Source organism: Sphingopyxis sp. NFH-91 (assembly GCF_021401285.1).
In the GTDB taxonomy this organism is placed as follows: Bacteria; Pseudomonadota; Alphaproteobacteria; order Sphingomonadales; family Sphingomonadaceae; genus Sphingopyxis; species Sphingopyxis terrae_A.
Genome location: NZ_JACBGA010000003.1, coordinates 240,186 through 254,366, shown reverse-complemented (window position 1 = coordinate 254,366; position 14,181 = coordinate 240,186). Strand labels below are relative to the sequence as shown.

The following is a 14,181-nucleotide window of genomic DNA, read 5'->3' as shown; positions in this document are numbered from 1 at the left end:
GTGGTTTCGATCAGATTCTGGCAAAGCGCAGCCGCAAAGAATTGGCAATGACGCTGACGGACGAGAGTGCCATTGCAGCGGCGGCAATGACCGGCGAGAGCAATAGTCCGAAAATCGGATAGAGCACGCCCGCAGCGACGGGAATCCCGGCGACATTATAGGCGAAAGCGAAGAAGAGATTCTGACGGATGTTCGCCATCGTCGCATGGCTGAGATGCCGCGCCCGCACGATGCCCAGAAGGTCGCCGCGCAGTAGCGTCACACCCGCGCTTTCGATGGCGACATCGGTTCCCGAGCCCATCGCGATGCCGACGTCGGCGGCGGCGAGCGCGGGGGCGTCGTTGACCCCGTCGCCGGCCATGGCGACGATCCGGCCCTCTTCGCGCAGCCGCTGCACGACCGCGCTCTTCTGGTCGGGGAGGACATCGGCCTCGACGTCGTCGATGCCGAGGCGCCGCGCGATCGCCTCGGCGGTGACGCGATTGTCGCCGGTGAGCATGATGACCTTGATTCCGGCTTCGCGCAGCGCAGCGAGCGCGTCGCCCGTCGTTTCCTTGACGGGGTCGGCGATGGCGATGACCCCGGCCGCCTTGCCATTGACCGCGATGTAAATCGCCGTCGCGCCGTCTGTGCGAAGGCGGTCGGCTGCCTCGGTGAGCGCGCCCAGATCGACGTCATATTCTTCAAGAAAGCTCGCATTGCCGAGGACTATCGCCTTGTCGTCGACGATCCCGACGATACCCTTGCCGACCGGCTGGTCGACCCCCGATGGCTCGACCAGCGCGAGGCCCCGGTCCTCGGCGGCCTTGACGATCGCGGCCGCCAATGGATGTTCGCTGCTGCGCTCGAGGCTCGCGGCAATCCGGAGCAGATCCTGCTCCTCGAAGCCGCCGGCGACTTCGATGGCGACGACCGAGGGTCTGCCTTCGGTCAGCGTCCCGGTCTTATCGACGACGAGCGTGTCGACCTTCTCCATCCGCTCAAGCGCCTCGGCATTTTTGATCAGCACGCCGGCTTCGGCGCCGCGCCCCACGCCGACCATGATTGACATTGGCGTCGCGAGGCCGAGCGCGCAGGGACAGGCGATGATGAGCACCGAGACGGCGGCGATAAGGCCATAGGCCATGGCGGGCGCGGGCCCCAGAAGCGACCAAACAACGAAAGCGACAATGGCGACGACGATGACGCCGGGCACGAACCAGCCCGAAACGGTATCGGCGAGACGCTGGATCGGCGCCCGGCTGCGCTGCGCGTCGGCGACCATTTGTACGATCCGCGCGAGCATCGTGTCGCGCCCGACCTTCTCGCTGCGCATGAGCAGGCCGCCCGTCTGGTTGATCGTTCCGCCGATCAGCGCCGCGCCGGCCGCCTTGGTCACCGGCATCGATTCGCCCGTGACCATCGATTCGTCGACCGTGCCGCGGCCTTCTACGACGATGCCATCGACGGGGACTTTTTCGCCCGGACGGATGCGCAGCATGTCGCCGACCGCGACTTCCTCGAGCGCTACCTCCTCGTCGCTTCCATCGCTGCGGACGCGCCGGGCGAGCTTCGGTGTCAGGTCAAGGAGCGCGCGGATCGCGCCGCTCGTCGTCTCGCGGGCCCTGAGTTCGAGCACCTGCCCGAGTAGCACCAGCACCGTGATGACCGCGGCGGCCTCGAAATAGACCGCGACCGAGCCATCGGCGGCGCGGAAGGCTGCCGGGAAGATTTGCGGGAGAATCGCCGCGATCATGCTGTAGCCCCAGGCAACGCCCGTCCCCATCGCAATGAGGGTGAACATGTTGAGGCTCTTGTTGCGGATCGAGAGCCAGGCGCGCTCGAAGAAGGGCCAGCCCGCCCATAGAACGACGGGGGTCGCGAGCAGCATCTGGACCCAGTTGTTCGTCTGGCGGCCGACATATTGGTGGAGGCCTGTCAGATGGCCGCCCATTTCGAGCGCAACCACCGGGAGTGCGAGAAGGAGCCCGATCCAGAAGCGCCGCCGCATATCGCGATATTCTTCGCTGGGGCCGCCCGATGCTGTCGGCATGACGGGCTCGAGTGCCATGCCGCAGATCGGGCAGCTTCCGGGGCCGGCGCGCTGGATCTCGGGATGCATCGGGCAGGTCCAGATGGCGCCTTCGGGTGCATCGGCTGCGGCCGGCTCGCGTTTTGCGGCATAAAGATCGGGATCGGCCTCGAATTTGGCGAGGCAGCCTGCGCTGCAGAAATAGTGATGCTTGCCGCTATGCGTCGCGATATGAGGTGTGGTGGCCGGATCGACCATCATGCCGCAGACCGGATCAGTCGTGCTCCCGCTGCCTTTTTCTGCGCCCTGATGATCGTGCATCGCCGCCGCTCCCGTATGTGTCGGATGCCCGCCTCGCGGCGGGGCGGTCCAAACGCCACCGGTCGAGTTCGCCGTTGGCGTCGTTCCTGGCGGTTCCAGAATGGAGCCGCTTCTATCGATACGCAAGAAGAGCGGTTATCCCTTGGATTTTCTTTGCCCCGTGCCGTCAGGTCCCGGGCTTTCGGGCCTCGATGATCCCGATCGCACCGGTTGGCGTGCGGAACGTCTCAAGCTCGCGAACATCGCAAAAGCCTGCCTCTCTCATCAGCACCGGGAGCAATCCATCGGCGTTGGGCTGGGTGTCCTGGACGCCGTCGAGCTGCTGGATCGTGAGGCGGAACAACAACCGCATGAGGCGGCTGCGCTGTTCCCCATAGTCGGCAACATAGAGTTTGCCGCCCGGCGCGAGCACCTGCCGGGCCTCGCGTAGCAGACGTGCCTTTTCCTCAAGCCCGACCTGATGAAGGACGAGGCAGATCGCAATCTTGGCAGGCGGGGGCCAGTCATCGATCGCCGAAGCCGCGAAAAAGCCAACTCGAAACTCCGGCGGTGGAACAATCTGCGCGGTCTTCGTTCGGGCAATTCGCGTCGCTGCCTCGTCGGGGTCGAAACCAAGATAGCGGACGTCCCGGCTATGGCGAGCGATCGCCAGCGCAAGATTTCCCGTACCCGAGCCGATATCGAGAATGACGTCACCCTCGCCGAGCGCCATATGGCGAACGAGACGGTCGCGCCACACGCGCTCGCGCGTTGTCACCGCGACGCCGAAATCATAAAAGGGCGTCAGGAAGTGATATCCTGCCGCTGGCGTGTAGGATCTTGCTACGGGTTTCGGGTCGGGCATGGCCGTCTCCTTTCGACGCTTTGGCTTGCCGCCGGATTGCGGCCGCAATCGCCGGTCTCGACGAGACGCTTAAGGGCAAACAGGCGCGGCAGTCTTGAATGTTTCGCCGGGGCGACGCGGTGCGAGGCGCATCCGGCTCAGGGCACGATTTCGAACGCGAAGGCACTAAGGCCGGCCGAAGGCGTCACGCCTAGCCATTGAGCGCAGCGGCGCGTGAAGTGCGACTGATCGGCGAAGCCTCCCGCCGCCGCGGCGTCGGCAAGACCTCCGCCGCCGACCAGCGTCCGCACGGCGCGTTGAAGCTGGAGCCATTGCAGCAATTTGGCCGGAGGCACGCCGAAGTCGCGGCTGACGATTTCGCGGAGGCGCGAGGGCGAAAGGCAGGCGACGTCGGCCAAGGCGCGCGCGGTCGACAAATCGTCAGGGGCCGCGAGCACTTCGGACAGGCGGGCATCCACCGGACGCGCCTGCGAGCGGTCGAGATAGTCGGACGCCCAGCGCTTCGCGTCCGCGCCGCTTGCGATGTCACCTAGTCCGGCTGTCTCTATCGGCGTCAACAGGACAGGCGCCGATCCGGCGGACAGCCGGGTGCCGGCACGAAAAAGCGGGTCGAGATAAAATGACCGCACGAGGGCGCCCGGCGGCCCGAGGCGGTGCCGGACATGCGACGCTATCGCAATGGCGTGTCCGGCGGGAACTATCAGGTCGGCATCACCGGAAATTTCGAGGTCGCGTTCGATGGCGAGGCTGATCTGGTGCGCCACATGGTTATGGGGACGGCTGCTCCCGATGCGCGCGTCAATGAGCGCCCAGCCGGTCCCGAGCATGATCGAACCCGACCAAGAGGCGGTGCTTGGGGTCAAACCGGATCGGCGGTGACGAAGGGTTCGAGCGTACCGAACCAGGCAACCAGCGCGAGTATGGCGAGCGCGGCCGACGCTTCGATGATGAGGCTTCTGCGCATGGCTGCAATCGCGAGGTCGGGGTCGGCGTCGACATTGTCGGTATCGGTCCCCGGGACGGCGGCCGCGAGCGCCGGGGTCAGCCGCCAGCGGTTCGCCGCCGCGAGCGCCAGCATCAGTCCGAACAGCGCAAGCTTGGCGAGAAGCAATTGTCCATAGGGCGAGCCGAGGGAACGGCCGAGATTCTCGGCGCCGACGATCATCTGGCTGTTGACGAGGCCGGTGGCGGCGATGACGAGGACGCAGATCGTACCGACGCGCGAGAATTGATCGAGGCTCCGCGCCGCAATTTGGAGTCCGCCCGGCCATTCGCGGACACGACGTGGTGAGATCAGGATCAGGAAGGCGCCGATCGCGCCGATCCAGACCGCCGCTGCAATCAGGTGCAAGATGTCGCTGATCCGGTGCACGGTGCCTGCGGCGCCTTCGGTCGCGCCGGCGTGGCCGGACCAGACCAGACTCGCGACGGCCACCGAGCCCGCGGCCGCGAGTACGGCGGCCGAAGTTGTCGGCCAGCGGACCATCCAGATCGCGACTCCCAGCGCGAGCAGCAGCGCTGCGCTCCGGTAGACCCAGGCTGTGCCGACCTCGGTCTCGCGAACAAGGTCCCAAAAAGGCTGGAGTTCCAGGGAGAGGAGCCCCACACCCTGCATCGAAGCCGCGAGCACGCCCATCCCCAAGATGGAGAGAAGCAGTCCGGCGGCGCAGAGCCATCGCTCTGCGCGCCAGATCGAGGCCATCATCGACTGCGGCGCAAGGCGTTCGCTCCGTGTCAGCGCAAAAAGCGGGAACGCAGCAAGGCCGGCGATGAGCATCAGGTCCGCATAAAGTGCGAACCTGATGCCGATCAGAACGGGGTCCCCCACCGTCTTTTACTTTACGGTGAAGCTGAATTCGCTGCCCATGCGGTGGGTATCAGCGCCCGCCGCCGACCATGTGACCTTGTAGGTTCCGGCTGTCAGCGGCCGCTTGAGCATCAGCATCGCCGACTTGCCCTCTTTGCCCATCATCGACGAGTAAGGCACCTTCATCGGGGCATGATTGGCCATGCCGGGCATGCCGGTCATGACCAGCTCGGTCTTGAGGGTCGAGGCGACGATCTTTTCGTTGAACTGAAGATTGACCGACGTGACCTTCGAAACGGTCGAATTGGCGGCGGGCGTCGAGCTGACGAGCTTGGTGTGCGCGCTTGCCGTGGCCGGCATGAGAAGCAGAGCGAAAGCCGCCGCTGCAGAGGGGAGAAGAGACTTGAACATGAACACCTCCAAATGCGTGTCTGTCCTGCTAATACGCAGGATATCGGCATGGCCCTCAAATATTCCGGAATAATATTCTGGTGTGAGGGGTGAGGCGCTTCGGCGCGTATGTACAATGATGGAAAGGTTTGAAGAGACGATCGATGGATAAGGAGCTTCGCATTTTGAACAGGATCGATCTGCCCGCAGCGCTCGATGCGCTCGATGATCGCATCATGGGCGCATTGGCGATCCGCCGGCGCGAAGCGGTAGCGATGCGCCGCCTGATGGCGCTCGCGGCCTTTGTCTCGCTCGGCGGCGGTGTCTTTGCGGGGAGTGCGATTTCCCAGCCGGCGGTCGCGGCAAGCCCCCTGACCCCATTCGGCCCGCCTAGCGCATTGGTGCCTTCCACCTTGCTGGATGTACAGTAGCGATGCCGTCGCGCCGTCTTCTTCTCTTGGGGCTCATTGCCTTCGCCGCGGCGATTGCCGGCGTGTTCATCGGCCGTCTGGTAGCCGATGCGCCCAAAGCCAGCGAAACCGAACTTCATGCGCTTCTCCACGGCCAACTCGACCTGACCCCGGAGCAGGAAAAGAAACTCGAGCGGATCGAAGCCGACTTCGCCGGTCGCCGCCAGGCGCTCGAACTCGAGATGCGCGCCGCCAATGTCCGGCTCGCGCAGGCGATCGAAGCCGAGCATGGCTATGGACCGCGCGTCACCGAGGCGATCGACGAGACGCATGAGGTGATGGGGACATTGCAGAAGGAAACGCTCCAGCATCTCTTCGCGATGCGCGGGGTTCTCAACCCCGATCAAGCGGAAATGTTCGACAAAAGCGTGGTCAAGGCGCTGACCGCCGATGCGCGGTGAGCGCCGACCTATCGCAATGTAGCGACCAGGATCTGGCGGCCTTTGCGCGCGCGCACCGCGAAGACGCCTATCGCGAGTTGCTGCGCCGTTACAAAACGGGCGTCTACCGGCTCATCGTAAAGCAGATCGGCGATGCCGACGAGGCGATGGATTTGACGCAGGAGACGTTCGTCTCCGGCTTTTCGGCGCTCGATCGCTATGATGGCGAACGCCCCTTCCGCACATGGATCGCCCGTATCGCGCTCAACAAATGTCGCGACTGGGCACGACGGCGAAAGGTGCGCGCCTTTTTCTCCCGCGCGCTCCCGCTCGAAAATGCGCATCACGTAGCAAGCGATGGTCCTGGGCCCGATTCCGCGGCGACCGACAGGCGAGAGCTCGCCAGGGTTCGCGGGGCGATCGATCAGCTGCCGCAGAATTTGCGCGAAGTGTTGCTCCTCCGCGGTGTCGACGAGGTCAGCCAGGCCGAAACAGCGGTCATTTTGCGGGTCAGCGAGAAAACAGTCGAAACGCGCCTCTATCGAGCGCGGACCAGGCTCCGGGAATTGCTCGCGGGAACATCTGCGAGCGCCGAGGGTTGAGGGTTCGACCGCTCGTTCAGGCGGCATCTCCTCATCGTCCGGCATTTTTATTGAGGGGCAGGCGTGCCGCCTGCGTATAGCTTTAGGAACAGTCAGTAACGGTCGGAAAGAATATGCAGATGGAAAGGCGTCGGTTCGTCAGTGGAGCTTTGGGTGGAGGGGCTGCTGCGGCGATGGCCGCATGGTTCCCGGCCTGGGCCCAGCCGGTGTCGTCCGGCATCACCGCGCCGCTTCCGACCGTATCCGGCAATGACATAACGCTGCGCATCGCGCGCCAGACGATGCGCATCGACGGCAAGGTCAGTCGCGCGATCGGGATCAACGGCACCGTGCCCGCGCCGCTCGTCCGGCTGAAGGAGGGACAAAACGCGCGCCTCACCGTCGTCAACGATCTCGACGAGGACAGCTCGATTCACTGGCACGGCCTGATCCTGCCGTTCCAGATGGACGGCGTGCCCGGCGTCAGCTTCCCCGGGATCAAGCCGCGCTCGAAGTTTGTCTATGAATTCCCGGTCGTTCAATCGGGGACCTATTGGTATCACAGCCATTCGGGGCTTCAGGAACAGCTCGGCCATTATGGCCCGATCGTCATCGATCCCGCGGGCGCCGACCCGATCGGCTACGACCGCGAGCATGTCGTCGTCCTGTCCGACCACAGTCAATTGTCGCCCGAGGCGATCTTCCGCAAGCTCAAGGTCAATCCCGGCCATTTCAACATGCAGCGCCAGACGCTGGCGGGCCTGCTTGCCGGCAAGGATCAACCGCTCAAGGAGCGGATCGATTGGGGCAAGATGCGGATGGACCCGACCGACGTCGCCGACGTCAATGGTTCGACCTACACCTTCCTCGTCAACGGCCATGGTCCGCGCGACAACTGGACCGCGCTCTTCAGCCCCGGCGAGCGGGTACGCCTGCGCATCGTCAATGCGTCGGCGATGACGATCTTCAACGTCCGTATCCCGGGCCTCAGGATGACCGTCGTCCAGGCTGATGGGCTCAATGTCGTGCCGACCGAAATCGACGAGTTCCAGATCGCGGTCGCCGAAACCTATGACGTCATCGTGACCCCGGTCGAGGACCGTGCTTATACGCTCGTTGCCGAGGCCAATGACCGCTCGGGCATGGGACGCGCGACGCTCGCACCGCGCGCTGGCATGGTCGCCGAGGTGCCGCCGCTCCGCGAACGGCCGCTCGCGACCATGAAGGACATGGGCATGGGCGACATGTCGGGCGGCGCGATGGCGGGTATGGACCATTCGGGCGGCGATATGGGCGCCATGCCCATGCCGGCGAGCGACCCTTCTTGTCCTCCCGAACATGCCAAGATGGGCCATTGTACGCCAGCGGGGGAAAGCGGCGCGATGGCGGGCATGGATCATGGATCTGGCGGAGGCATGCAGCACAGCATGCGCGACTTCAGTGTCGCGCCGCAGGTCAAGCGCGATCCCAGCGTTCAGACGATCTCGCCGATGCCGATGGATCGCATGGGCGAGCCGGGGCAGGGACTGGAGAATGTCGGGCACAAGGTGCTGACCTACCATGACCTTGTCGCGCTCGAGCGCAACCCCGATACCCGCGCCGCCTCGCGCTCGCTCGACATCCATCTGACCGGCAATATGGAACGCTTCATGTGGTCGTTCGACGGCATCAAGATGTCCGACTATCACGAGCCCATCCCCTTCATCGAGGGAGAGCGCGTGCGGATCAACCTCATCAACGATTCGATGATGAGCCACCCGATCCACCTCCACGGCCATTTTTTCGAGCTGGTGACGGGCAAGGGCGACCGGTCGCCGCGCAAGCATACGGTGCTTGTCCAGCCGGGCGGCATCGCGAGCTTCGATTTCACCGCCGACGCGCTCGGCGACTGGGCCTTCCACTGCCACCTTCTTTATCACATGCATGCCGGGATGATGCGCGTCGTCAGCGTGCGCCCGAAGGGAGACGGCGAATGACCCGGATCGCGCTTCTCCTCGCGGGCATCGCCCCGCTGACATTTGCTGTGCCCGCTGCAGCGCAGTCGATGGATCATTCTATGCATGGTGCGGCGCCCGCTCCGACACCCGCTCCCTCGCCAACGCCAGCGCCAGCGCCGGTAGCGCAGCCCGCGCCCGAAGCGCCCGCCGAAGGGTCGATGGAGCAGATGGACCATGGGAACATGCAGGGCATGGACATGGAACCCGAGGCTTCAAGCTGCCCGCCCGAACATGCGGCGATGGGTCATTGTACGCCTGAGGCGGAAGCTCCAGGCAAGGGCGCTTCGGACATGGGTGCGATGGATCATGGCGCACCGCAGCCGTCCGATCCCGATTGCCCGCCCGAACATGCCAAAATGGGCCATTGCACCCCGAAGGGCGGATCTGCGGACGCGATGGCGGGAATGGAAGGCATGGCGACCACGAGCAGCGCTAGCGGCACCGATTTGCCGCCGGGCGATGCTACCGCGCCTGCGCCTCCCGGCGACTGGTATGCCGATCGCATTTATCCCCAAGCCGAAATGGAGCATTCGCGCCACGACATGATGAAAGAGAATGGCGCGCAGACCATCGCTTTCATCAGCTTCAACCTCGCCGAATATCAGGCGCGCAAAGGGCGCGATGGTTTCCGCTGGGACGGTGAGGCCTGGTATGGTGGCGACATCAACCGGCTGACGCTCAAGAGCGAAGGCGAAGGCGTGTTCGGCGAAGGCATCGAGAGCGCCGAGGTGCAGGCGCTCTACAGCCGGGCGATCGGACCCTATTTCAACGCGCAGGCGGGTATCAGGCAGGATCTTGGGCCCGGCCCCGACCGCACCTATGCGACGATCGGCTTCGAGGGGCTCGCCCCCTATTGGTTCGAAGTCGAGGGCGCGCTGTTTCTTTCGAACAAGGGTGATCTGCTCGCCCGGCTCGAAGGCTATTACGACCAGCGCATCACCCAGAAACTGATCCTCCAGCCGATGGCGGAGGTCAATTTTGCGCTCCAGGATGTCCCCGAGACCGGCGTTGGTTCGGGGCTTTCGGATTTCGAGCTCGGGCTTCGCCTGCGTTACGAGGTCGTGAAGGAATTCGCGCCTTATGTCGGCGTCGAATGGGCGCGCAAGGTCGGCGATACTGCGCGTTTTGCCCGCGCCGCGGGCGAGGATGCGAGCGGCGTCAGCTTCGTGATGGGGGTGCGGGCCTGGTTCTAGAAGTTTCGCGGGGTGGCGACACGTCGAGGAGAAATGCCGTGAAACCAGCCTATCGCAGCCTCGCGCTGCAGACGATCGTCAGCGGCGTCATCATGTATCTGGTGATGTTCGTCATGATCGACCGCCTCTCGAGCTTCTACAATAATCTCAACATGCTCTACATGACGCTGATGATGGTCTCGCCGATGGTCGTGCTGATGATCGTCGCAATGCCGGGCATGTTCCCGTCGAAACGTCTCAATACGCTCCTGCTGCTGGGATCGGCAGGCGCCTTCTTCGGGAGCTTCGCGCTGATCCGGACACAGACGACGATCGGCGACACGGCCTTCTTGCGTTCGATGATCCCGCATCATTCGGGCGCGATCCTCATGTGCGAACAGGCTTCCCTCAAGGATGCCGAAATACGCGAACTGTGCCGCGGCATCATCGCGGGGCAGGCGGCCGAAATCGAACAGATGAAATCCATTCTCGCGAGGAAATGACATGAAAAGTCCGATGACGCGCCGCCACCTTCTCGGCCTGATCGCCGCCGGGTCGGGGGTGGCGCTTGCGGCATGCAATTCTTCCTCGGGACCGGCGGCAACCAGCGACAAAGACGGCGGGGCTCGCGAGCCCCGCGCCGATGCGGCGAACATCCGGCAGATGCTCGTCTATCGCGATCCCGAATGCGGATGCTGTGAAGCCTGGGCGGATATTGCGCGCGCGGCGGGCTATGCGGTGACCGTTGAGAACCGTTCCGACATGCCTGCCGTAAAGGCGCGATATGGTGTGCCCGACGAGCTAGCTTCGTGTCACACCGCGATCGTCGGTGGCTATGCCATCGAAGGCCATGTGCCGATGCCACATGTCGCGAAGCTGCTTCGCGACAAGCCGCGCGACATTCGCGGGATCGCCGTGCCTGGCATGCCGCGCGGATCTCCGGGCATGGAAATGCCGGATGGAAGCACCGACGCCTTCGAAGTGATGGCGTTCGCTGGCGACGGCAAGGTTGCGCAATTTCCCGCATGAGCTGTCGGAACGACAAGTGGAGATTGATATGATGAGATATACTCCCCTCGCGAGCGCCGCAGCGCTTATGGTCGCACTGGCGGGATGCGGCGCGGAGCCTGCGCAGAAGAGCGACACGGCGCCGAAACAAGGCGAAGTCCCTGCCGGTGAGGCCCCGGCAATGGTCGAGACTACGCCGGCTGCCGACGAGACGCCAACAGCCCCTGAAGCGGCACCGACAGAAGCAGCAAGGCCGACGGAGAATTCCAAACCTGCCGCAAAACCTGCTGTTCCGCCGCGGGCGAAGGCCGCGCCGGAAGCGCCGAAGCCCGTAGAAACCGAGCCCGATCCGCACGCCGGGCACGATATGGATAAAAAGTAAGAGATCATTTGCCGATGAGGCTTGTCGGCCGACCACCCAAGGACAGCCGGCATGAAGCGCCCGCCGGGACTGGTAATCACCCGCGGGACCGGCCGCCTGTTCGCCGCAATGGCGGGCGGCACCCGCAGATCATGCTGTTCGCGCCGGAGCCCGTCCGGGAGAATGGACCGGCGAGGCCGCGGGTTGGGCGCGGCGCGCCGCCGTGCGGCACGGAGCGAGAGATATAACTATATGGAATAACCATCTCGTTTTTAGCGATGAGTCGTGATTATTTCTGGTCATGCCACGGTCACAAAGATAGCTCGGTGGCGAAGCCGAGAGCTTTCGTAAATGGGAGGGGACCATGAGGAAATTGCTTCGCACCAGTGGCTCGATAATTGCCGTTCTGGCCGCCACGTCGGCCGTCGCCGCTTTCGCACAAGATACCGCCGAAGAGGCATCGAAGCCGGGCACGACGCAGGGCGAAATTATCGTGACGGGCACGCGGCGAAACGATCTCAAGGCGGCTGATTCCGCCCAACCGATCGACATCATCTCCGGCGCCGAATTGCTCGAAAAGGGCACGGCCGACATGAACGACCTCCTCCGCACCGAGGTCCCGTCGCTCAACGTCCAGCGCCTCGTCAGCAACGACGGCGCCGTCTTCACCCGGCCTTTCTCGCTCCGCGGCCTGCCGCCGGACCAGACGCTGGTGCTCGTGAACGGCAAGCGGCGCCATCGCGGCGCGACGGTCCAGTTCACCAATGTTCCCTATATCCGGGGATCGCAGGGACCCGATCTTTCGGCGATCCCGTCGATCGCGATCGGCCAGCTCGAGGTTCTGCGCGACGGCGCGTCGGCGCTCTATGGATCGGATGCGATCGCGGGCGTGCTCAATTTCGGTCTGCGCCGCGACCGCGAGGGCGGGCTGCTGATCGCCCGCTACGGCCAATTCTACAAGGGCGACGGCGAGGATTTCCTCGTCCAGGGCAATGTCGGGCTTCCCTTCACCGACGCGGGTTTTGTCAACATCAGCGGCGAATATGTGAACGCCAGCACGACGTCGCGCGGCATCCAGCGTCCCGACGCCCAGGCGCTCATCGATGCCGGCGTTCAGGACGTCCCGGTCCCGGCGCAGCGCTGGGGCAATCCCGAATCCGAGGCGGCGCGCATCTTCGTCAACGCGGGCATCGAACTGTCGGACGAGATGGAGTTCTACACCTTCGGCAACTACAGCTGGAGCCGCGGCACGACGGCCTTCTTCTACCGCAACCCCAATGCCAGCTTCATTTCCACCTCGATTCCGCTCACGGGTACGCCCGGAGGACAGCGGTTCAGCTTCCGCCAGCTGTTTCCCGGCGGTTTTACCCCGGATTTCGGTGCCACGGTGACCGATGCGGCGCTGGCGGCCGGCCTCAAGGGCGAATTCTCCTCGGGCCTGACCTATGACCTCAGCGCTTCCTATGGTCAGAACCATGCTTCCTACCGGATCGAAAATACGGTCAATCCGTCGCTTGGCCTCGCGTCGCCGACCTCCTTCAAGCCGGGGCAGCTCGAGCAGCGCGAACTCGCTTTCAATCTCGATCTCACTTACCCCATCGCGATCGGCACCTCCGATCCGCTGACGCTTGCAGGCGGTCTCGAGTATCGGCGCGAGACATATGAGATCACGGCCGGCGACATCGCATCATGGCAGGTTGGTCCTTTCGCGTCGGTCATCGATCCCGATACCGGAAACCGCGTCGGACTGCCGGTCGGCTCGAACGGCTTCCCGGGCTTCAGTCCCATCCAGGCGGGCGAGTTCGCGCGCAGCAACTGGGCCGCCTATACGTCGCTCGAAGGCAATCTCACCGACGCGCTCCAGTTCGGCCTTGCCGGCCGCTACGAGAATTACTCGGACTTCGGCTCGAAGTTCACCTGGAAGGTCAACGGGCGATATGATTTTTCGGATGTCTTCGCGGTGCGCGGTTCGGTCAACACGGGGTTCCGCGCGCCGACTCCCGGCCAGTCAAACGCGTCGCAGGTCCAGACCAACATCGACTCGGTGACCGGAGCGCCGCTTACTGCGGGCATCATCGCACCCAATAATCCGGTGGCACAATTTTTCGGCGCGACGCCGCTCAAGCCCGAGAATTCGTTCAACCTGGCCGGTGGCATCGTGGTGAAACCTTCCAATCGGGTCACCCTCACCATCGACTATTTCAACATCAAGGTCGAAGACCGGATCGCCGTTTCGGGCAACTTCAACCTCACCCCGGCGCAGCGCGCGCAGCTCGCTGCCCTCGGCATTCCCGGCGGAGACTCCTTCCAGCAGGTGAGCTTCTTCACCAACTCCTTCGACAGCCGTACCCAGGGCGTCGACGCGGTGCTCACCGTGGGCTTCGACCTCGGCGGCGGCAAGGCCACGCTCGGTCTCAACGGCAATTATACCAAAACCGATGTCATCAAGGCCTCGCCGGTGATCACTGCGGACCGCGAGCGTCTGCTCGAGCTCGAGGGCTTCGTTCCGAAGTGGAAGGGCAATGCGTCCTTCACCTACGCGGGTGAGCGCTTCGGCTTCGTCGCACGTGCAAATTATTACGGCAAATGGACCGACTATGGCGCGGCCCCGGCTGCCGACCAGACGGGCGGTGCCGAACTATTGGTCGATCTCGAGCTGTCCTACAAGGTCAGCGACATGCTCAAGCTTGCGGTCGGCGGCGAGAATATCTTCGACAATTATCCTGACGTCGAGGCGCGGCAATCCCAGATCAACAACGGGATCCGATATCTCCGCTTCGCGCCGACCGGGTTCAATGGGGGCTTCTGGTACGTCCGCGCGACCGCCTCCTTTTGATCG

14 protein-coding genes are annotated in these 14,181 nt (G+C 64.1%); 9 read left to right on the top strand and 5 right to left on the bottom strand.

All coding sequences use genetic code 11. The annotated features are described in order from the left end of the window. Positions 1-10: 10 nt before the first annotated feature. The 5 genes from L0963_RS09350 to copC all read right to left on the bottom strand — a co-directional run bounded on the left by L0963_RS09350 (position 11) and on the right by copC (position 5,394). Entirely contained in the window at positions 11-2,332 is a 2,322-nt protein-coding gene (locus L0963_RS09350; RefSeq protein ID WP_267960595.1) for a heavy metal translocating P-type ATPase, read from the bottom strand. Between the two features lie 166 nt (positions 2,333-2,498). Next, the gene (locus L0963_RS09345; RefSeq protein ID WP_003046415.1) at positions 2,499-3,176 is read right to left on the bottom strand and encodes a class I SAM-dependent methyltransferase; all 678 of its coding nucleotides are present in this window, start codon (positions 3,174-3,176) and stop codon (positions 2,499-2,501) included. Positions 3,177-3,313: 137 nt separating this feature from the next. Then, positions 3,314-4,003 carry a helix-turn-helix domain-containing protein gene (locus L0963_RS09340; RefSeq protein WP_003046411.1) on the bottom strand — a complete coding sequence of 230 codons (690 nt, stop codon included), beginning with the start codon at positions 4,001-4,003 and terminating at the stop codon, positions 3,314-3,316. A 32-nt stretch (positions 4,004-4,035) separates the two neighbouring features. Beyond that, entirely contained in the window at positions 4,036-5,004 is a 969-nt protein-coding gene (gene copD, locus L0963_RS09335; protein ID WP_003046408.1) for a copper homeostasis membrane protein CopD, read from the bottom strand. A gap of 6 nt (positions 5,005-5,010) precedes the next feature. Beyond that, complete coding sequence (copC, locus tag L0963_RS09330) at positions 5,011-5,394, bottom strand: copper homeostasis periplasmic binding protein CopC (protein ID WP_011542702.1); 384 nt, start codon at positions 5,392-5,394, stop codon at positions 5,011-5,013. A 164-nt stretch (positions 5,395-5,558) separates the two neighbouring features. On the opposite strand from copC, the gene L0963_RS09325 reads away from it, so the two are divergent. The 9 genes from L0963_RS09325 to L0963_RS09285 all read left to right on the top strand — a co-directional run bounded on the left by L0963_RS09325 (position 5,559) and on the right by L0963_RS09285 (position 14,178). Continuing rightward, positions 5,559-5,804 (top strand): hypothetical protein, encoded by a 246-nt coding sequence (locus tag L0963_RS09325; protein ID WP_137870392.1) that lies wholly within the window; start codon positions 5,559-5,561, stop codon positions 5,802-5,804. A gap of 2 nt (positions 5,805-5,806) precedes the next feature. Then, on the top strand, positions 5,807-6,244 hold the full coding sequence (locus L0963_RS09320) for a periplasmic heavy metal sensor (RefSeq protein WP_003046401.1): 438 nt from the start codon (positions 5,807-5,809) through the stop codon (positions 6,242-6,244). Continuing rightward, positions 6,241-6,825, top strand: coding sequence for an RNA polymerase sigma factor (locus tag L0963_RS09315; RefSeq protein ID WP_003046398.1), 585 nt, complete (start codon positions 6,241-6,243; stop codon positions 6,823-6,825). The genes L0963_RS09320 and L0963_RS09315 overlap by 4 nt, the downstream gene beginning before the upstream one ends. A 119-nt stretch (positions 6,826-6,944) precedes the next feature. Continuing rightward, complete coding sequence (locus L0963_RS09310) at positions 6,945-8,780, top strand: copper resistance system multicopper oxidase (RefSeq protein ID WP_374046507.1); 1,836 nt, start codon at positions 6,945-6,947, stop codon at positions 8,778-8,780. Continuing rightward, a complete protein-coding gene (locus tag L0963_RS09305) occupies positions 8,777-9,994 on the top strand; it encodes a copper resistance protein B (protein ID WP_234179282.1) in 1,218 nt (405 codons plus the stop codon). Before L0963_RS09310 ends, L0963_RS09305 begins: the two co-directional genes overlap by 4 nt. Before the next feature lie 92 nt (positions 9,995-10,086). Next, on the top strand, positions 10,087-10,476 hold the full coding sequence (locus L0963_RS09300; RefSeq protein WP_234179369.1) for a DUF305 domain-containing protein: 390 nt from the start codon (positions 10,087-10,089) through the stop codon (positions 10,474-10,476). Between the two features lies 1 nt (position 10,477). Next, a complete protein-coding gene (locus L0963_RS09295) occupies positions 10,478-11,002 on the top strand; it encodes a DUF411 domain-containing protein (RefSeq protein ID WP_058802324.1) in 525 nt (174 codons plus the stop codon). 67 nt (positions 11,003-11,069) lie between these two features. Next, complete coding sequence (locus L0963_RS09290; RefSeq protein WP_234179281.1) at positions 11,070-11,363, top strand: hypothetical protein; 294 nt, start codon at positions 11,070-11,072, stop codon at positions 11,361-11,363. Between the two features lie 343 nt (positions 11,364-11,706). Continuing rightward, positions 11,707-14,178 carry a TonB-dependent receptor plug domain-containing protein gene (locus L0963_RS09285; protein WP_234179280.1) on the top strand — a complete coding sequence of 824 codons (2,472 nt, stop codon included), beginning with the start codon at positions 11,707-11,709 and terminating at the stop codon, positions 14,176-14,178. Positions 14,179-14,181: the final 3 nt, after the last annotated feature.

Coding starts and splice junctions, on each gene's coding strand:
- L0963_RS09310 (WP_374046507.1), top strand. CDS start 6,945: ATGGAAAGGCGTCGGTTCGTCAGTGGAGCTTTGGGTGGAGGGGCTGCT.
- copC (WP_011542702.1), bottom strand. CDS start 5,394: ATGTTCAAGTCTCTTCTCCCCTCTGCAGCGGCGGCTTTCGCTCTGCTT.
- L0963_RS09340 (WP_003046411.1), bottom strand. CDS start 4,003: ATGCTCGGGACCGGCTGGGCGCTCATTGACGCGCGCATCGGGAGCAGC.
- L0963_RS09300 (WP_234179369.1), top strand. CDS start 10,087: ATGTATCTGGTGATGTTCGTCATGATCGACCGCCTCTCGAGCTTCTAC.
- L0963_RS09290 (WP_234179281.1), top strand. CDS start 11,070: ATGGTCGCACTGGCGGGATGCGGCGCGGAGCCTGCGCAGAAGAGCGAC.
- L0963_RS09320 (WP_003046401.1), top strand. CDS start 5,807: ATGCCGTCGCGCCGTCTTCTTCTCTTGGGGCTCATTGCCTTCGCCGCG.
- L0963_RS09295 (WP_058802324.1), top strand. CDS start 10,478: ATGAAAAGTCCGATGACGCGCCGCCACCTTCTCGGCCTGATCGCCGCC.
- L0963_RS09285 (WP_234179280.1), top strand. CDS start 11,707: ATGAGGAAATTGCTTCGCACCAGTGGCTCGATAATTGCCGTTCTGGCC.
- L0963_RS09345 (WP_003046415.1), bottom strand. CDS start 3,176: ATGCCCGACCCGAAACCCGTAGCAAGATCCTACACGCCAGCGGCAGGA.
- L0963_RS09305 (WP_234179282.1), top strand. CDS start 8,777: ATGACCCGGATCGCGCTTCTCCTCGCGGGCATCGCCCCGCTGACATTT.
- L0963_RS09350 (WP_267960595.1), bottom strand. CDS start 2,332: ATGCACGATCATCAGGGCGCAGAAAAAGGCAGCGGGAGCACGACTGAT.